The 17,622-nt window shown below is 63.1% G+C and carries 17 protein-coding genes and 2 pseudogenes; 1 reads left to right on the plus strand and 18 read right to left on the minus strand.

The genetic code is table 11. The features are described 5' to 3' along the window. The 17 genes and pseudogenes from FVF58_RS49285 to FVF58_RS49375 form a co-directional block, all read right to left on the minus strand. Positions 1-324, minus strand: a 324-nt coding sequence (locus tag FVF58_RS49285) for an AMP-binding protein (protein WP_149676738.1), incomplete at its 3' end; no start/stop codon positions are given. Positions 325-405: 81 nt separating this feature from the next. Then, a pseudogene (locus FVF58_RS49290) lies at positions 406-664 on the minus strand (Y-family DNA polymerase); the annotation flags it as partial. Positions 665-676: 12 nt separating this feature from the next. Further along, positions 677-1,225, minus strand: a complete 549-nt coding sequence (locus tag FVF58_RS49295) for a 2,4'-dihydroxyacetophenone dioxygenase family protein (protein WP_149676739.1) — start codon at positions 1,223-1,225, stop codon at positions 677-679. Next, a complete protein-coding gene (locus FVF58_RS49300) occupies positions 1,222-1,992 on the minus strand; it encodes a cupin domain-containing protein (protein WP_149676740.1) in 771 nt (256 codons plus the stop codon). Before FVF58_RS49300 ends, FVF58_RS49295 begins: the two co-directional genes overlap by 4 nt. Before the next feature lie 783 nt (positions 1,993-2,775). Then, on the minus strand, positions 2,776-3,270 hold the full coding sequence (locus FVF58_RS49310) for a YbhB/YbcL family Raf kinase inhibitor-like protein (RefSeq protein WP_149676741.1): 495 nt from the start codon (positions 3,268-3,270) through the stop codon (positions 2,776-2,778). Between the two features lie 305 nt (positions 3,271-3,575). After that, positions 3,576-3,860, minus strand: coding sequence for a hypothetical protein (locus FVF58_RS55155; protein WP_188131212.1), 285 nt, complete (start codon positions 3,858-3,860; stop codon positions 3,576-3,578). Further along, positions 3,857-5,665 carry an acyclic terpene utilization AtuA family protein gene (locus FVF58_RS49320; RefSeq protein ID WP_149676742.1) on the minus strand — a complete coding sequence of 603 codons (1,809 nt, stop codon included), beginning with the start codon at positions 5,663-5,665 and terminating at the stop codon, positions 3,857-3,859. Before FVF58_RS49320 ends, FVF58_RS55155 begins: the two co-directional genes overlap by 4 nt. Then, entirely contained in the window at positions 5,650-6,414 is a 765-nt protein-coding gene (locus FVF58_RS49325; protein ID WP_149676743.1) for an enoyl-CoA hydratase-related protein, read from the minus strand. Before FVF58_RS49325 ends, FVF58_RS49320 begins: the two co-directional genes overlap by 16 nt. Next, on the minus strand, positions 6,411-7,658 hold the full coding sequence (locus FVF58_RS49330) for a CaiB/BaiF CoA transferase family protein (RefSeq protein WP_149676744.1): 1,248 nt from the start codon (positions 7,656-7,658) through the stop codon (positions 6,411-6,413). The genes FVF58_RS49325 and FVF58_RS49330 overlap by 4 nt, the downstream gene beginning before the upstream one ends. Before the next feature lie 23 nt (positions 7,659-7,681). Then, entirely contained in the window at positions 7,682-8,230 is a 549-nt protein-coding gene (locus tag FVF58_RS49335) for a 2,4'-dihydroxyacetophenone dioxygenase family protein (protein WP_149676739.1), read from the minus strand. Between the two features lie 419 nt (positions 8,231-8,649). Further along, a complete protein-coding gene (locus tag FVF58_RS52175; RefSeq protein ID WP_188131213.1) occupies positions 8,650-8,826 on the minus strand; it encodes a hypothetical protein in 177 nt (58 codons plus the stop codon). Positions 8,827-8,950: 124 nt separating this feature from the next. Next, complete coding sequence (locus tag FVF58_RS49345) at positions 8,951-10,111, minus strand: acyl-CoA dehydrogenase family protein (RefSeq protein ID WP_149676745.1); 1,161 nt, start codon at positions 10,109-10,111, stop codon at positions 8,951-8,953. Further along, entirely contained in the window at positions 10,108-10,470 is a 363-nt protein-coding gene (locus FVF58_RS49350; RefSeq protein WP_149676746.1) for a hypothetical protein, read from the minus strand. Before FVF58_RS49350 ends, FVF58_RS49345 begins: the two co-directional genes overlap by 4 nt. Before the next feature lie 327 nt (positions 10,471-10,797). Further along, a complete protein-coding gene (locus FVF58_RS49355) occupies positions 10,798-11,655 on the minus strand; it encodes a GntR family transcriptional regulator (protein WP_246217583.1) in 858 nt (285 codons plus the stop codon). Between the two features lie 124 nt (positions 11,656-11,779). Further along, complete coding sequence (gene phbB, locus FVF58_RS49360; RefSeq protein ID WP_149676748.1) at positions 11,780-12,523, minus strand: acetoacetyl-CoA reductase; 744 nt, start codon at positions 12,521-12,523, stop codon at positions 11,780-11,782. A 374-nt stretch (positions 12,524-12,897) separates the two neighbouring features. Then, complete coding sequence (locus tag FVF58_RS49370) at positions 12,898-13,971, minus strand: SMP-30/gluconolactonase/LRE family protein (protein ID WP_246217584.1); 1,074 nt, start codon at positions 13,969-13,971, stop codon at positions 12,898-12,900. A gap of 134 nt (positions 13,972-14,105) precedes the next feature. Then, complete coding sequence (locus FVF58_RS49375; RefSeq protein WP_149676749.1) at positions 14,106-14,330, minus strand: acyl-CoA dehydrogenase family protein; 225 nt, start codon at positions 14,328-14,330, stop codon at positions 14,106-14,108. A 1,016-nt stretch (positions 14,331-15,346) separates the two neighbouring features. Between FVF58_RS49375 and FVF58_RS49380 the strand changes: the two genes are divergently transcribed. Further along, positions 15,347-16,462 (plus strand): porin, encoded by a 1,116-nt coding sequence (locus tag FVF58_RS49380; protein ID WP_149676750.1) that lies wholly within the window; start codon positions 15,347-15,349, stop codon positions 16,460-16,462. 588 nt (positions 16,463-17,050) lie between these two features. Here the strand turns inward: FVF58_RS49380 and FVF58_RS49385 are convergent. Then, positions 17,051-17,453, minus strand: a pseudogene (locus FVF58_RS49385) (transposase); the annotation flags it as partial. Positions 17,454-17,622: the final 169 nt, after the last annotated feature.

Below are 17,622 nucleotides of genomic sequence, written 5' to 3' on the forward strand. Positions count from 1 at the left end.
GTAGGCGATTTCTGAAGGCGAGAGCCGCACGTTCACCGTCTGCAAGACCGCACCCATCATCGGGATGGCGAAGTAGCATTCGAGGTAGCGATGACTGTCCCAGTCCATGACCGCGACGGTACTACCATGCTGCGCTCCGAGTCCGCTCAGACCACTGGCGAGCCGCGCAATGCGTTCGCCCAGCGTCCTGTAGGTCAAGCGTTTCTGCCCTCTGTAGACGATCTCCTGGTCCGGCGCCTGGCCGAGCGGCGTCTGTAGCAGGTGCTTGATCAGCAGTGGATAAGCATAGGCTGACGGCGTCGGGTTCAGCGCCTGGTCGTGCATCTACATCTCCTCGGTTCCGAAAGTGGGTAGCCGGTCACGAATGCGTCCATCAGCAGCGTCCGTATGGTGGCATCTCGGCGCCCCGTTGACCCTGCGCACGGGTAACGACCATATCCGTATCGGGACGTCTGCGTGCGTCGGAAGCTTCAGCCCGTCCGGCTTGTCGAGTTTAGAGTCGCGAGCAACTTGTTCGGCGCGACGCAGATCGAACAGGACAGTCCGATTGCGTCGCGTACCGCCTGCTTGATGTTCGATGCAACGTGGCGCGGGTCACCCGCCACGTCCGTGAGATCAATGTCCCGATCTCGTCGATGCCGCGATCTTCGATCTGCGTCGTGAATCCTCTTTCGGGTCAGGAGCCGGCCACGTCGGCGCCATTGCCGCGGATGTAGGGCACCGGTCCGATGTCGCGTGCGGCCGCGAGGGCCTCGATCGCGTACCGGATGGAGACCGCGTCATTGAGCGAGTGGAACGTGCCGTCCTCGTTGAAGCTGACTTGCGCGCCTTCGATCCAGGCGATGGTGATGGTGTCCTCGGTGTTGTCCTCGGGGGTGTAGAAGGTGTGTACCGAGCCGCCGGGCTCGTACAGGTAGGAGCCCGCCGTTTGCGGCTGGTCGGGGTACTCGCGATACATCCAGCAGCCCTGGATCGTCCACACCTGCGCCGTACCGGTGTGGTAGTGAATCGGCAGGGAGCGACCGGGTTCCACGATGGCCATGAAGACCCACTCGCCGCGCTCCAGGTCCAGGCGCAGCGGCTTGATGTGGATGCCCGGAAAGACATCCTTGATCAGCGGGATCTGCTCGATGTTGACGGTCAGGAGCTTGTCCTGGGGCAGGGCGGGCAGCGGCAGCGGGGCGCCGGTGGACGTGGTGGGCTGCGTGAGCATTCTTGCGTTCATGAGTCGTCTCCGGTTGTTAGTGGATGTAAAGCAGTCGATGGAAGCCGCCCCTTGATAAGGAAGCCGGACGCAGGCTGCTCCGGCAAACAGCGCAGGGAGGCGGCGGCCCCGCGCGGAAGAAACAGGAAGTCGCCCGGGGCGAGACCAAAGTGCTGCCCGTCAACACCTGCGTCGATCCGTCCGTCTTCGACGTAGAGAACCTGCTCGGCGTCAGGCTCCGTGGTGCAGAGCGATGCGCTGCCGGCAGGCATGCGCAGCGCCGCAATGTCGACCCAGCGCGCGCCAGCGGTCTCGCGGTCGATGAGGGGAACCGTGCCGGTGGCGGCGTCGCCGGCGGCAAGCACGCGCACCTTGCCGTGAGCGGGCGCGGCGGCGGCGCCGTCGGGTTCCGTGATCGTGTGCGCCGGGTTCTCGCCATAGGGCGGCGTATAGACGACCAGCACACGCCCGGGCTGGTCGCTGGTCACGCGAAACGAATGGAACACGCCTGCCGGCACGTAGGCCCAGGTTCCGGGCTCCATCGCTTCCACGCGGCCCTCCGCCCCCGACTCGCCGGTTCCCTCGATCATGTAGGCGCATTGCTCCAGGTGGGGATGCGCGTGCGGCCGGGCGCCATGGGATTTCACGATCGTGCCGACCAGCACTTCGAGCGCCGTCGCGCCGACAGTCTCGGGGCCGATCACGCGCACGTTGGAGGTGCCGGTGTGGTTGGCTGGCGAGTAGGCGGCAAGGTCTGCCGCCCGGATCACGGTGGGGACGGTCTTCATTCCGGCTGGCTCCCTGCAGTGAAGCCGGAAGCGGCGGGACGGTTGCCGACGATGACGGGCTGCCCCGTCCTGGCGGCCAGCAGGAAGAAAAAGTTGCTCATGCGCATGCAGTCTCCAAACTTTATATGTCTAACATTGGAATGTTAAGCACAGTTTAGGCACGAACGGGAAGGTTCGTCAAGTACCCTGATTCTGGATAAGCCAAGAGCTTGATGAGGACAAAAGCGCCTCACAAACCGCATAAGATCATGTCTTTCCGACAACCATACGCATGGGGAAGGAGACGCGCGGAAACATGCTAATGGGACGGTTTTGCCCGTGACGGATGATTTCCTGGTTCTTCGAGCACCGCGGCGAGCAGCTTCCTATCCCTGGCGGTATCCTTGGGCAGCGTTTCGAAGACCGGGGCAGGCACGTAAATCTCGGCGCAGCAGAACGGCTCGCCGGATTAGGTGTGCAGCTTGCGCACGCACACGTATTCGTCGGCCGGCCGGTCGTCCGGCCCAAGCACTTCTTGGTGCATCGGAGTGCCGCGCCGGACTTTGAGTATCTCGAAGGCAAGCGCCTTTGCCGTGGCAACGGATTGTTGATCGGCAGGTCGAGGTCGGCCGTGGTGGCGGGCAACGCCCGAACAGGCCGGGTCCGACTCTCTCTCTGTCTCTCTTGCTCTCTTTCTTCGCCCAAAACCTGCACTAACTTCTTCGCCGAAGCAAACGCACACGGCCTTTTGCCTCCGGCCTTGGGGCTGGCGAGCCGTTAAAACCGTCGCAGCAAGGCACACCCTTAGCGTTTATAGAGGCCGGTCAGGATAGCCGTGGCGAGCGTGTTCTGGTAGATGAAGAAGCGCACCACAGCGTTGGTCGCATTGGTCGGCAACCCCAGCTTGGGCACGCCCAGCGCGTGCACGGTGAAGATGTAGCGGTGCACGGACAAGCCCTTGGGCGGGCAGGGACCGCCGTAGCCGATGGCGCCGTAGTCGTTGGCGGCATGAGTGCCGCTGGCGCCCAGGTCAGTGCCGTCGGTAGAGCCCAGACCTGCGGCGAGCTGGGTGACCGACGAATCGATGTCGAACAGGATCCAGTGCCAGAAGCCGCTGCCGGTGGGCGCGTCCGGGTCGTATAGCGTCAGCGCGAAACTCCTGGTGCCTTCCGGCGCGCCCTGCCATTGCAGCCAGGGCGAACGGTTCTGGCCGGAGCCGTCGTAGCCATCGAACTCATGCACCAGCTGCAACGGATCCTGATCATTGAATTCAGGCGATGTTAATGCGAAGTTGCTCATGCCATTTCCTTTCACTTAATTTGAGAACTAAGAAAGCTGTATCGCTTGCACGTGCCCGCGCCCTCCGGACGATCCCATCGCGGCCAGCACACCTCGAACAGGAGGCGGCACCCATGCCGCCGCCGACGCACATAGTCACCACGACGTACTTGGCGCAGCGGCGCTTGCCCTCGAGCAGGACATGCCGGTCTCATGTCGCACTTTCCCAAGCTCGGGGGGTGACCGATCACCACTGATTGATCCGGCTGGTGTCGCAAGCTGTGGCTCTGCCGCGCCCTGGATGCGCCGCTCTTGCGCTGCGCCGATCAATACGACTTCGGCGATCCGAGCGCCTGCTCGGCGACGTAGCACAGCGCGAGTTCCCGCGATACCGGCGCGAGCAGAGGCAGCACGCTTTTGCGCAGGCCGCGCTCGACGTGGTGCTCCTGCGCGAAGCCAAGTGCGCCAAACCAGCCGCGCGCGACGGCCCCGTAGAACTCGCCAGGCCAGCGCCAGTCGCCCTCGAGCCAGTAGTCCGCGCCGAAGTCGGCGCAGATCGCCTCGACGGCGTCGCGGATCGCGGGCTGGTCGTCGGAGAATTCGAAGTTCACGACGGCAGTTCCTGCAGCAGGCTCTCGGGCACCTCGACCGGCATGTCGAGCAGCATCTGCGCCATGCCCTTGCCGAGCGGATCGTTGCGCAGCGAAGCCATGCCGCCGCCGCCCAGCGCCTGCTCGCACACGAGGTTGATGGCATTGATGCCGGGCAGCTCGTAACGGTGGACCGACCCCTGCACCAGGTGGCCGAGGTACTGCTTTACGCGCTCGGGCGTCACCTGGTCCTTCAGTACCGGCAGCAGCGCCGGATGGCGCGCGATCAGGCCGATGTTGGACGTGTCGCCCTTGTCGCCGCTGCGCCCGAAGGCGATCTGCACGAGCGGCACGGTCTTGCGCGGGCCGTCGGGCAGCGTGCTCTCCGCGGGGGCAAGCGGTTCCGGCGCGACCTGGGGGCGCAGCGGCGGCAGTGTCGCGGTAAACGTCTCCTCGCCCATGGTGACCGTCGGCGTCACCTGCTCCTTCGAAATGAGAAAGGCGAACTGCCGCAGCACGGGCGCCACCGAGGGACGGCCACTTGCGCCGGTCGTGCCGGGCGACCAGGAGGTGCCGGGTGCCGCGAACTCGCGGCTAAACGTTTCCAGCGCTCGCCGGTCGGCATGCGTCACGGTCAGGCGCAACACGACTTCGCGCGTCGGCAAGGACCGGGCATGCGGTCCGTAAGCGGACTCCGTGCCGAGCAGCTCGATACGGGTGGCCAGGAAATCCGCGAACCCGCTCCCGCGCAGCAACCGGCGGCCGCGCTCGAGCAGCGCCTCGCCAGTGCGCTTCGCCTTGGCGGGGGCATCGATGCCGACGATGGCGAGCTGCGCCGACACCTTGAAGCCGGCGGGCACGGTGGAGCTCACCTTGTACGTACCGGTCGGCGGGCGGCCGCGGGCGCCGCTCACGAGCACGCGACACGGCCCGGCCTGTTCCATGCGCACCTGACGGAAGTCGCACACCACATCCGGCAGCAGGTAGTTGGCCGGATCGCCTATCTCGTACACAAGTTGCTCCCCGACCGTCGCCGGTGTGACGAGCCCGCCGGTTTCGGGCGGCTTGGCGACGACGAAGCTGCCGTCTTCGCAGCACTCGACGATCGGATAGCCGATATTGGCCCAGTCAGGCACGTTGGCCCAGTCGGTGTGCAACCCCCCCGTCGCCTGACAGCCGCATTCGATGATGTGGCCAGCGAGGCTGCCCGCGGCGAGCCGGTCGAAGTCGTCGGCCGCCCAGCCAAACTCGTGCATCAGCACGCCGAGGGTGACCGCACTGTCGACGCAGCGGCCGGTGATGACGATGTCGGCGCCTGCGGCCAGCGCCCGGGCGATCGGCAGCGCGCCGAGGTAGGCATTGGCTGTCACCAGCCGTTCCGGCATCGGCTCGCCGCTGGACATTTCCAGCGTGCCGGCCGCCCGCATCGCGGCAGCGAGCGGCAGCACGTCGTCGCCTTCGACGATCGCGATGCGCACCTTCACGCCGAGCTCGTCGGCCAGGGCCTGCACCGCCGCGGCGCAACCCTTCGGATTCACGCCGCCGGCGTTGCTGACGATGCGAATGCCCTGCTCGCGGGCCTGCTTGAGCACCGAGCGCAGCGCCACGGTGACGAAGTCGGTGGCGTAGCCTTCCTCCGGCCGTTTCATGCGCGCGCCCGCGAGGATTGACATCGTCAGCTCGGCGAGATAGTCGAACACCAGGTAGTCGATGCCGCCCGTGCCAACCAGTTGCATCGCCCCGACGCTGCTGTCGCCCCAGAAACCCGAGGCGCCCCCGATGCGCACTACCTTTCCCGCGGCTTGTGGCTTCACTTTCCAGTCCATTGCGGTTTCCTCTTGTCCTTGTATGCGGCCAGGCCCTCGCGCGCATCCTGCGTCATGGCCAGCAGGCCGATCTGCCCCTCGCCGAATGCGATCGCCTCCTCGAAGGACATCGAACGCATCGCCTTCATCGCATACAGGCCGCGCCGCAGCGCGGTGGGCGAGTTGGAAAGCAGGCGCGACAGCAGGCGCTCAAGCGCACCGTCGAGGTCGTCCGCCACCTCGTTGACCAAGCCGATGTCGCAGGCCCGCGCGGCGTCGATTGGCTCGCCCGTCAGGCACATTTGCGCGAGCCAGCGCTGCGGCACCTGGGCCTGCAGCACCGCGAGCACCTGCATCGGAAAGACGCCGACTTTCGCCTCGGGCAGGCCGAAGATCGCGCGCGGGGTGGCGATGGCCAGATCGCACATCGCGAGCAGGCCCATGCCGCCGGCCATGCAGGCGCCGTTGACCCGCGCGACGAGCGGCACGTCGAGCGTGCGCGCCGTTCGCAGCAGATCGGCATAGGCGCTGGTCGGCGTGGCGTAGTCGAATGCGAAGGCATTTGCGCCCAGGTCGGCGCCGGCGCAGAACGCCTCGTCCCCGGCGCCGGTGAGCACCACGGCGCGGATCGTTTCGTCGGCCTTCACGCCCACCAAGGCTTGCTGCAAGGCGCCGATCACTTCCGCATTGAGGGCATTTCTGCGCTCCGGGCGGTCGATGGTGAGCACCAGCCGGGCGTCCCGCCGGCTGGCATTGACAACGTTCTTCATGTTGCAGCCTCCACTTCGCCCGGCGCCGTCGTCACTTGCGTCACGCCGGTCTCGACCATCTCGCGAATCTGCTCCGGCGAGTAGCCCGTCTCGCCCAGCACTTGCGCGCTGTGCTCGCCCAGCAGCGGCGGCGGGCGCAGCGGCGGCAGCGGCGTCTGCGGCCACTCGCTCGGCACGGCCATGGTGCGCAGCACACCCTCCGTGGGATGGTCGAGCTGCTGGAAGAACCCGATGTCCCGCAGGTGCGGATCGTCCATCAGCGACTCGAAGGTGTGCGCCGGCAACAGCGGGATGCCGAGCGGCTCCAGCAACTCGCGCCATTGCTGCGTGGTCTTCGTTTTCAGCTGGTCGGAGAGGATCTCGTACAGCGCCTCGACATGCTGCGTGCGCGATTCACCATCGGCAAACCGCGGGTCGCTCTCGAACCGCTCGGCCTCGCCGACCGCGCGCATGAAGGCCTTCCACTGTTCGTCGGTGTAGACAACGAGGCACACCAGGCCGTCCTGCGTGGCGTACGGCCTGCGCTGCGGGTTGAGCAGCCGCGGATAGCCGAAGCCGCCGCGCGGTGGGACGAACGTGTGGCCGTACAGATGGTCGCCCAGCATCATCTGCGCGGTCGTCTCGAACATCGGCACGTCGACCGCCTGCCCGCGGCCGGTGCGTTCGCGCGCGAGCAACGCCGCGCAGATCACGCCGAAGGCGTACAGGCCCGTCGCCCGGTCCGAGAGGTTGAGCGGGGCATAGCGCGGCACGTCGGAACCGGCCCGTACGCTGGCCTCGGGGATGGCGACTGCCGCCTGGATCAGGTCGTCGAAGGCGCGCAAGTCCGCATAGCGGCCGCGCTGGCTGAAGCCGAAGGTGCCGACATAGATGATGCGGGCGTTCATCTGCCGCACCGCCTCGTAATCCAGCCCGAGGCGCTTCATCGCCTGCGGCCGCACGTTGTAGACCAGCGCGTCGGCCGTCTGCGCCAGCTTCAGCAGCGCTTCCTTGCCGGCCGGGCGCTTCAGGTCCAGCACGATGCTGCGCTTGTTGCGGTTCACGTTGAGAAACAGCGGGCCAGCACCCGAGCGCCCGCCGGGCCCGACGGCGCGCAACATGTCGCCGCCGGGCGGTTCCACCTTGATCACATCGGCCCCCAGGTCGGCCAGCATCTGCGTGGCCGAAGGTCCCATGACGACTTCGGTGATGTCGATGATGCGCAGGCCCGCGAGTGGCCCGCCTTGGTTGGAGTCGTTTTCCATTCTGTCCGTGCTCCTCTTTCGGGTCAGGAACCGGCCACGTCGGCGCCATTGCCGCGGATGTAGGGCACCGGTCCGATGTCGCGTGCGGCCGCGAGGGCCTCGATCGCGTACCGGATGGAGACCGCGTCATTGAGCGAGTGGAACGTGCCGTCCTCGTTGAAGCTGACTTGCGCGCCTTCGATCCAGGCAATGGTGATGGTGTCCTCGGTGTTGTCCTCGGGGGTGTAGAAGGTGTGCACCGAGCCGCCGGGCTCGTACAGGTAGGAGCCCGCCGTTTGCGGCTGGTCGGGGTACTCGCGATACATCCAGCAGCCCTGGATCGTCCACACCTGCGCCGTACCGGTGTGGTAGTGAATCGGCAGGGAGCGACCGGGTTCCACGATGGCCATGAAGACCCACTCGCCGCGCTCCAGGTCCAGGCGCAGCGGCTTGATGTGGATGCCCGGAAAGACATCCTTGATCAGCGGGATCTGCTCGATGTTGACGGTCAGGAGCTTGTCCTGGGGCAGGGCGGGCAGCGGCAGCGGGGCGCCGGTGGACGTGGTGGGCTGCGTGAGCATTCTTGCGTTCATGAGTCGTCTCCGGTTGTTCGTGGATGTAAAACAGTCGATGGAAGCCGCCCCTTGATAAGGAAACCCAGCGCGCCAGCGGTCTCGCGGTCGATGAGGGGAGCTGTGCCGGTGGCGGCGTCGCCGGCGGCAAGCACGCGCACCTTGCCGTGAGCGGGCGCGGGGGCTGCGCCGTCGGGTTCGGCGATCGTGGCGCCTCCAGCGACAATAAAATCTAAATGTCCAATGTTAGAAGATTAGGCGTAAAGAAGACGCCTTGTCAAGCTGGTATCCGCTTCTTGATTTTCGAGATCGTGTGGACCTTTACCCTGCGAGCCCACGGTCCATCGATGGTCCGCAGATACCGGGCCAGGCCAAGCTCGTCAGCAAGCTGCGAAATGGCTGTCTCTACATCGAACGATAGGGTCGTGACAAGCAAGTCGTCACTGTGGAATATCAGGCTGTTGGACAGAGAAAGCCGATGGGTGCCCGATCACGATCGATGCCGCCCTAGTGTCTCGACCTTGCCGCGCTCCCAAGCCTTTGCCGCGCGTGGCGTCGTCAACAACACCAGCAATATCAGCATCGGCAAATAGCAGCACTGTCTTGGCTCTGTTCATTGTCTCCATTCTCATGTCGCATGAGACAAAGTTGGGAGGATGGATGCTCGCCATGAGTGATCCAGTTGGTGTGGTAGGGCGTGGCTCTGCACGCCCTGGATGGGGCTGATTTGCGCTGCGCTGATCAATACGACTTCGGCAATCCCAGGGCCTGCTCGGCGACGTAGCACAGCGCGAGTTCCTGCGTCACCGGCGCGAGCAGCGGCAGCACGCTTTCGCGCAAGCCGCGCTCGACGTGGTACTCCTTGGCGAAGCCGAATCCGCCGTGCGTACGGACGGCACGCAAAGCCGTCTCATAGCCGGCCTCCGCAGCCAGGTACTTGGCCGCAGTGGCCTCGACGCCACACGGCTTGCCCGCGTCGTACAGCGCAGCGGCCTTCCACATCAGCAGCTCGGCCGATTGCAGGCGCATCCAGCATTCGGCCAGCGGATGCTGGATCGCCTGATTCTTGCCGATCGGCCGACCGAACACGACGCGCTCCCTGGCATAGTCCGTCGCACGCTCTAGTGCCGTCTGCGCGGCACCGAGCGCGGCAGCGGCGACGAGGATGCGCTCCGGGTTCAGGCCGTGCAGCAGATACTTGAAGCCCTGGCCTTCCTCGCCGATCCGATCCTCGACAGGGATCTCCAGCCCGTCGATGAACAGTTCGTTCGAGTCCACGGCCTTGCGCGCCATCTTCTCGATCTCGCTGATGCGCACCTGCGAGCGGTCGAGGTCGGTGTAGAACAGCGTGACGCCGTCCATCGGCCGCGCGCATTCCTCGATAGGCGTCGTGCGCGCCACCAGCAGGATCTTGTTGGCGTGCTGCGCGGTCGAGGTCCAGACCTTCTGGCCGTGCACGACATAGCGGTCGCCGGCGCGGCGGGCGAGGGTTCTGACGCGGGTGGTATCGGAGCCCACGTTCGGCTCCGTCACGCCGAAGCAGGCACGATGCGAGCCGTCGATCAGCGGCGGCAGCATGCGCCGCTTCTGCTCCTGCGTGCCGAACACGACCACCGGCTGTGGGCCGAACAAGTTCAGATGCACTGACGACACGGCCGCCGAGCCGAGCTTGCCGATGGTGCGCATCACCATCGCGGCCGCCGCGATCCCGAGGCCGGCACCGCCATGCTCCTTGGGCATCGTCACGCCGAACCACCCGCCGCGGGCTACGGCGTCGCAGAATTCGCTGGGCCAGCGCCCGTCGCGGTCGCGCTCGAGCCAGTAATCGGCGCCGAAGTCGGCGCAGAGGGCCTCGACGGCATCCCGGATCGCCAGCTGGTCGTCGGAGAAATCGAAATTCATGCGGGGCGCTCCTGCAACAGGCTTTCGGGCACCTCGGCCGGCATGCCGAGCAGCATCTGCGCCATGCCCATGCCGGGCGGCAGCGAAATCATGCCGCCGCCCGGCGCCCGCCTGCAGACGAGGTTGATAGCATGGATGCCTGGCGGCTCGTACCTGCGGACGGGCCTCAGTTTTGGCTTGGCCATCGTCTTGGGCGTGCCGAACGGCTTGATATCGGCGCCGCCGGAGAACGCCGTGCCCAGCTGCGAGACGAGACAGGCGCCGGCCCCGCGATCGGCCGGCCGCCAGTTGTCGACGTCGGAGCTCGAAGCTACGACCAACTCGACACTGATGAAGAACGAATTGCGTTGGATCGACATACCGGGTCTCCAGAGAACTGAGTGAGCGTTCGGCCTAAGTGTCTAATGTTGGGAGTTTTAACGCAAACACCTAGCGTTGCCAAGTCTCATGTGGGGGTGGCTGAGAGCGCGGCGCCAAGCGGAACGATATTTCGCGCGCCCAGCAGGATAAGTTCGGAGTCGCCGCTAACGTAACGTTCGCTCGACGAAGCGCAACCAAGCGCGCAAAGATGGGAACCCAAAAACACCGACGACGCGCGCGCTGAACGCGCCGAAGACGGGCGTTTTCGGTCTTGCGAGTGGGATGCTTTCGGTGTCTGCGGTGGTTACGTCTGTGCTTATGGGAGTTTACTTGAGGTTCACGCGAGAGCTTTCAGCTCCGCTTGCGCTCGCCGGCCAGTCCGGTTGGGGTTCGGTGATCCCGGGCATGCTCTTCAATGCGGACACGGGGAAGTCAATCTCCGAGACGTAGCGATCGCCCCGATACCAGGTGACACCGGCGTACAGCAATCTGCCTTTGCCGTCGACGAGGCGCCGCGACATTTTCGCGACGGGCGAGGCGAACGGCATCTTCAGCATGTCGCACAGAGGAATATCGGCGGGCATTACGGTGAGGCGTTGCCGCACGCGCTTGCAGCGCGTGCCCAGTTCGTCGAGCACCGCGGCGAGCAGTTTCCTTTTCTTGGCGATGTCCCTGGGCAGCGATTCGAAGACCGGCGTGGGCACATAGATCTCGGCGTAGCAGAACGGCTCGCCGGAATAGGTGTGCAGTTTACGAACGCATACGTATTCGTCGGCCGACGAGTCGTTGGGCCCGAGCAATTCCGGCGGCACCATAGTGCGTCGCCGGACTTCGAGTATCTCGAAGGAAAGCGCATGCGGCGCGGCGAACGGATCGTTGATCGCCAGTTCGATGTCACCGGCGGCGGCGGGCAGCGCGGCCACGTGGGTGCCAACACCCCGCTGGCTGCGGATCAGCCCTTCCCTGGAAAGCAGCTCGTACGCTTGCCGGACAGAGACGACGGCGACCCCAAAGTCGTTTGCCAGTTGCGTGATTGACGGCAGTTGCGTGTTGACCGGGTAATCGCCGTTCGCGATCCGATGCCTCAGTAGGGAGGCCAAACGCTGATATTGTGCAACGCCGCGTTCAGTCCGCAGCTCCGGTCGTTCGGCCTTGATGTCGACATGACTGTTGCGCTTGATCACAATGGCCCTCATCCAAATGTCTAACATTCGAATTATATAGGACCGGCGCCGGTCGTCGCTTGCCCGCCGCTCCGGGTTGTTCGGGGCTTTCCTTCCTAGAACGAACCGGCCGGCGCGCGTCGCGTCACTGCATGTGCTGGCCACCGTTGATCGCGATATTGGAGCCGGTCACGAAGCCGGCATCGTCCGAGCACAGGTAAAGGACGAGCGCCGCCACTTCTTCGGGCTTGCCAAGACGCCCCATCGGGATATGCGGCAGGACCTTCGTATCAAGGATCTCCTGCGCAATCGCCATGACCATCTTCGTCGCCAGGTAGCCCGGTGAAATCGTGTTGACGGTCACGCCTTTACGCGCCACTTCCAGCGCCAGCGATTTGGTGAAGCCGTGCATGCCAGCCTTGGCTGCGGCGTAGTTGGTCTGACCGACTGAACCTTTCGAGCCGTTGACGGAGGAGATGTTGACGATGCGCCCCCAGCCGCGCGCGACCATCTCTTCGCACAACGGCCTGGTCATGTTGAAGACCGAATCCAGATTGGTGCGAATGACCGCGTCCCAGTTGACCTTGTCCATCTTCCTGAGTGTCATGTCCTGCGTGATGCCGGCGTTGTTCACCAGGACGTCAACAGGACCGACTTCAGCCCGAATTCTTGCCACGCCGTGCTGGCAGGAGCCGTAGTCGGATACATCGACCGGGTATGCGCGAAAGGTACGGCCCTGAGTTTCCATGCTAGCCAGCCATTCGGCTGCGCCCGTGTTGTTCGGCGAGTGCGTGACGACCACCTCATAACCGGCGTCATGCAGTTTCGTGCTGATCGCTTCGCCAAGGCCACCCATACCACCCGTCACAACAGCGATTCGTTTCGTCATTCTTTCTCTCCGTGATCGTAATGTCGAGGATCATGAATAACCCATGGCCGCCCCCCCCACCGCGCGCCACCGGTTTGCCACAATGCCTTCCCGGCAGCGGACCGGGCAAGGCGCAACGGCGAAGCCAACGAGTCTGCGCTCGCCGTGCAGCGCTTCATTTCGTGAAGGTGCGCGACGTTTTCTGCCAGAATGGATCTCCGAGAAACGGGCGGTTTCTCACCCGCCTACCAAATTTGCACCACACCCCCTTAGCCTTTCCCGCCGATGCGATCCGCGAAGGGGTCTCCAGCCCGTCAATGAACCACTCGGTCGAGTCCATGGCCTTGCGTTGCATCTTCTCGATCTCGCTGATTTACGCACGCGAGCGGTCGAGGTCAGTGGAGAAGAGCAACAGGATCCTGTTGGCGCGCTGCGAGGTCGAGGTCCGGACCTTCTGGTATCCGCTTCTTGATTTTCGCGATCGTGTGGCGCTTCACCTGGTGAGCCCACGGTCCGTCGATTGTCCGCTCATTCTGGGAAATGACCGCGCCAAGATCAAGCGACAGGTTGGTGACAAGAACGTCCTCACCATGGAATACGAGGCTGTTCGACCAGAGAAAGCCTACGGGCGCCCCGTCGCGATCGATTCCACCAAAATCGCCGAGCTTGGCAATCACCCGGCCTTGCGTCGGCTCGAGCACGAGAATCTCGTTGGACTGGTTGCATGCGGTCCAGATGTTGTCGTGCTCGTCAATGATCAGACCGTCGGGTCCGCCACCGGCGCGGTTGACGAAGACCTCAGGCGTGCCGGGTTCAAGCGTCGAGCCAGTCACCGGTATTTTGACAATCGTGTCGTTCGCCGTATTGGCGACGAACAACGCTGTCCGCTCGTTGTTGAACGCCAAACCATTCGCGCCGATACGTGGCGCTGGCCTTGTCGGACTGAGCAGTGGGCTTTTGACCCACACTAATCCTTCGCCGCCACCTGGTCCGATTTTCCAGATCATGCCCTGGTGGGCGTCGGTCACGTAGACGTTGCCGGCGGCGTCGAACGTCATTCCGTCGAGGCCGGGGTTCTTGCCCGTGACCGTCATGAAAACGGATGAGACACCCGTGTTGGGATCGACGCTCAGGACCTTCGCGGCCTGGTAATCGACCACGAGCAACTTGCCGGTCCGCGGATTGAAACCAACGTCGAGCAATAGTCTGCTTGAGCCCTTGATTTGGACAGTCCGTAGGTGTTTGCCATCCGGGTCGAACACATTGAGCGTTCCCTCACTCGTCTTAGGTTTGTTCACCGCCACCGTGACGACGTAGACGTTGCCCTCACGGTCGATAGTGATCCCCTCGGGATGCTCCTCCCCCGGGGGCAACGTGGCGAATGTCTCGACCTTGCCGCGCTCCCAGGCCTTCGCGGCGAGCGGCGTCGCCAGCAACATCAGCAATGTCAGCATCGGCAATATCAGCATCGTCCTGGTTCCGTTCATTCTCATGTCGCACTGTTCCAAGTTCATGGTGGGGGTGATGGATCCTTACGCCAGTCAATACGATTTCGGCAAAGCGAGTGCCTGCTCGGCGACATGGCGCAGCGTGAGCTCGTTGGTCACGGGGGCGAGCAGGGCAACACTCTTTCACGCAAGCCGCGCTCCAACTGGTACTTCTTGACGAAGCCGAAGCCGCCATGCGTACGCACGGCACGCAATGCCGTCTCGAAGGCCGCCTCGGCCGCGAGGTACGTGGCCGCCGTGGGCTCGACGCCGCAGGGCTTGCCGGCCTCGTAGAGCGCAGCCGCCTTCCATATCATCAGCTCGGCCGATTGCGGACGCATCCGGTATTCCCATCAAAGCCACAGCAACGGTGAACATGCGCTTTCGGCCCAACCTGTCGCTCATCGCTGAAAGGAACATTCCTCCGACAGGCCTGACGATATAGCCGGCTGCGAAAATAGCGAGCGTCTGGAGCGTGCTCAACCGGGGCTCCGCAGCGGATAAAAAGAACACCCGGTTAAGCGTTGGCACCACGACCCCGAAGCGCATGAACTCGGGATACTCCAGTACGCCGCCCAATATCGCGATGCCGAGCATCTTGATTTGCGCTCGGGTCAACGGTGATGCGGCGGCGGACGCGTCATGCAGGCGCTCTGTCGAGGCGTGCCCCGTTATCGGCGTTTGCTCCATCCAGGTGTCCTCGTTTTCAGGGGTTGCTTTCGCAAGGGGCGCAGTCGGCGACAGCGTTCGGAAAGTGACGTACCATTCGCCTTCACAATATGTCTAAACGTCTATTTATAGAACTACTATATTCGACGCCGACCGTCCGCGCAACTCGGTATTACTACGGGCTGTCCATGCACGCGTGCTTTCGCTCAATATGACATCGGAAGTCCCAAGACCTTTTCGGCGATGAGGCTAGGGCGAGGATGGTGGGGCGAGTTGCCGAGTGTGCGGGCCAGGGCAGGGAATGCCGGCGGGATCGATTTTTTCGATCCGTCGATACTGAGGACCCCGTCGAATCCACCTGACGCCCTCATTGTCCCCGCCCAGGATCGCATACAGACTATCAACTCGCGCGATACCTTCGACATCGCGCGACCGGCGCGCATCGTGAGCCGGATTGATCTGGATAAATCATTAAGTCATCCTTACTGGTTGGTGCTTTTCCCAGCTAATATTTGATGAACGAACGTGCTATTTTTGGACCCGCGTTCAGTTCCTTGTTTAGCTGTTTTCCTCAAGCCCAGGGGATTTGTGTTTTGCAGAATCGTTGTCGGCACAGGTCGACTGTGCACTCAAGGTTTTACTCAATTCGTGTCCGTCGGAAGCACCGACAAACAGATAGGAGACATGCATGCGTGCCATCAGTCGGGGAATTTGCGGTGTTACGTTGGCTCTTGCCGCAGGCCATGCAGTAGCGCAGTCGAGTGTGACACTCTATGGCGTGGTCGACGTTTTTGGTCAGTATCTGAACAACGGGGGAACTCATTCGTTTTCCGAAAGAAGTGGGGGAAACTCAGGGTCCCTCTTCGGGTTCATGGGGAGTGAGGACCTCGGCGGCGGATTGACGGCCGCATTCGACCTCGAGAGCGGCTTCAACGTGAACAACGGGACGTTCTTCGCGGACAGCAATACGCTCTTCTACCGTCAGGCGTGGATCGGGTTGAGTCATGCAGACTTCGGTTCGCTGACCTTCGGTCGTCAGTATCAACCGAGCTTCAAGGTCGTCTATCCCGTCGACCCCTTCCGCATCAACGAAGCGATTTCGCCGCTCGCCGCGGCCGTCCTCGCAATTGACCGAAACACCTTGTCGACGCAGTACGCCACTGGACGCACCAGCAATTCGATCAACTATCAATCGCCGAATCTGAGCGGTTTCACGTTCAACGCGATGTACGCGTTCTCTGCGACGGTCACGCAGCCTTTGCCGTCAACGTCGGGGAATTTTCTCGATGTGTCGGCAACCTATTCTGGCTATGGTCTGTTTGCGGGTTTCGGATATCAGTATCAGCATGCTGGACAGCTGAGCTTTCCTGGACTTCCTGGCCGCCTGGATCTGGTGGGAACGGCTCACTACACAGGGGCACTTGCTTACCGGTTCGGTATCGTGAACCTGCAGTTAGCCTATCTGTACGTGCAACCCAAAGACGCCGCGGCGGGATCACTCGCGGCCCGTCTTGGTACGGCCCATTCCGTCAGCATTGTTGAAGTGGGGGCGACGATTCAGGCGACGGCGCAGGATGCCATCCAGATCGCCGTCATTCAACGTAACGTGCGTGGTTCACACGACAACACGCCCGGAATACAAGTGGGCGCAGAACATAACCTTACGAAGCGCACGTCCGTCTACATGCGGGCCGGCTATATGAAGAACAATGGAAGCGCGACGACGAGCTGGCCCGGCATCACCGTGACCGAACCCAACGCGTCTCAGACGCTGGTGTTGATGGGCATGACGCACCGATTCTAGCCGACACGGCCGTGCCCCGGCAGCGCTAACAGGTCGCACGGCTTCGTGCATGCAAGGCGAAGGCCTGTTCCCGTAGAGCGAAGCAAATCTGTCACTACCCGGCATGGCACTGGCGTGGAGAATCCTGTGCACGTTGAAATTTTTACGTACGAGAAAAAAGGAGCAAATCTGTCACCCATTGAAAGGCCGGGTAGAGGGATATATCTCTCTCCTCAAGGGTCAGGCCTTGTAGCGTTGTAGAACCGTTTTAGCCATCCTGGTGATGCGAAGCTTGATGACGGATCCGGCTTCTCATCGTCTGGCTACGGAACTGATCCGCACCAGTCACCCATCGGGATCAAGGCGAGCGCCGGTGTTCTGGTCGTCGCCCCTGGCTCATTCGAGCTCCAGAAAATCGTCGGTGCCAGACGAATGTCCAAAGGAGTACACGTCAATTCCATGGTTGCCCGCGTACAGGCACCAGACTGTTGTCGGCTCATGGCCTGGGCGTCTCGGGGTTCGCTGCATCGGGATGGCCGGGGGTCGGGCGCAATCAACTCAATGGTTTGACGCCAACAAATTTACCGGGCTCTCTGCCCCCCGCCAAACTTAGCTAAAGCATCGTTTAACCTCGAAGGGTTTGCCGTCGCATCATGTAATAGGCCGCACGCGCCAGCTTGTGCGCGAGTGCCTTCATCGCGACAACCGGCAAGCGCTTTGCCTTCTTGCGTTCATAAAAGCGCCTTGCCTGCGGGCAGCAACGCAGCGCCACTGCGGCGGCTTCGATGAACGCCCAGGCGAGATACTTGTTGCCGTTCCTGACGTTGCCTTCGCCCTTTTTCTTGTCGTTCGAGATCCGCTTGCTGTCAACGCATCGGCAATAGGAACTGAAGTGGCCGACGTCGGCAAACCGTGTGTTGGTGCCGGTCTCAAGCATGATCGTGGCAGCGAGCACGTTTCCGATGCCGGGCGTGCTGTTCAGGGTCTCGAACTCGGGGCGTAGCTGTGCCTCCTGATGAAGGATCGTGTCAAGTGGGCGTTCCTGTGGTGGGTAGATAGTAAGCACCCGGCGAAGGCATCTTGAACGGCAAGCCGGGCAGCCCGACGATCATGTCCATTCAAATTTTAAATGGACAGGTGTACATGATGGACGAAGTCGAGGTTGTCCAGGAGGTGGTTCA

This window comes from Paraburkholderia panacisoli, from assembly GCF_008369935.1.
GTDB lineage: Bacteria > Pseudomonadota > Gammaproteobacteria > Burkholderiales > Burkholderiaceae > Paraburkholderia > Paraburkholderia panacisoli.

What these genes read in the sequence shown, in the direction of transcription:
- FVF58_RS49295 (WP_149676739.1), bottom strand. Translation starts at nt 1,225, where the DNA reads ATGAACGCAAGAATGCTCACGCAGCCCACCACGTCCACCGGCGCCCCG.
- FVF58_RS49300 (WP_149676740.1), bottom strand. Translation starts at nt 1,992, where the DNA reads ATGAAGACCGTCCCCACCGTGATCCGGGCGGCAGACCTTGCCGCCTAC.
- FVF58_RS49310 (WP_149676741.1), bottom strand. Translation starts at nt 3,270, where the DNA reads ATGAGCAACTTCGCATTAACATCGCCTGAATTCAATGATCAGGATCCG.
- FVF58_RS49320 (WP_149676742.1), bottom strand. Translation starts at nt 5,665, where the DNA reads ATGGACTGGAAAGTGAAGCCACAAGCCGCGGGAAAGGTAGTGCGCATC.
- FVF58_RS49325 (WP_149676743.1), bottom strand. Translation starts at nt 6,414, where the DNA reads ATGAAGAACGTTGTCAATGCCAGCCGGCGGGACGCCCGGCTGGTGCTC.
- FVF58_RS49330 (WP_149676744.1), bottom strand. Translation starts at nt 7,658, where the DNA reads ATGGAAAACGACTCCAACCAAGGCGGGCCACTCGCGGGCCTGCGCATC.
- FVF58_RS49335 (WP_149676739.1), bottom strand. Translation starts at nt 8,230, where the DNA reads ATGAACGCAAGAATGCTCACGCAGCCCACCACGTCCACCGGCGCCCCG.
- FVF58_RS52175 (WP_188131213.1), bottom strand. Translation starts at nt 8,826, where the DNA reads ATGAACAGAGCCAAGACAGTGCTGCTATTTGCCGATGCTGATATTGCT.
- FVF58_RS49345 (WP_149676745.1), bottom strand. Translation starts at nt 10,111, where the DNA reads ATGAATTTCGATTTCTCCGACGACCAGCTGGCGATCCGGGATGCCGTC.
- FVF58_RS49350 (WP_149676746.1), bottom strand. Translation starts at nt 10,470, where the DNA reads ATGTCGATCCAACGCAATTCGTTCTTCATCAGTGTCGAGTTGGTCGTA.
- phbB (WP_149676748.1), bottom strand. Translation starts at nt 12,523, where the DNA reads ATGACGAAACGAATCGCTGTTGTGACGGGTGGTATGGGTGGCCTTGGC.
- FVF58_RS49370 (WP_246217584.1), bottom strand. Translation starts at nt 13,971, where the DNA reads ATGCTGATATTGCCGATGCTGACATTGCTGATGTTGCTGGCGACGCCG.
- FVF58_RS49375 (WP_149676749.1), bottom strand. Translation starts at nt 14,330, where the DNA reads ATGCGTCCGCAATCGGCCGAGCTGATGATATGGAAGGCGGCTGCGCTC.
- FVF58_RS49380 (WP_149676750.1), top strand. Translation starts at nt 15,347, where the DNA reads ATGCGTGCCATCAGTCGGGGAATTTGCGGTGTTACGTTGGCTCTTGCC.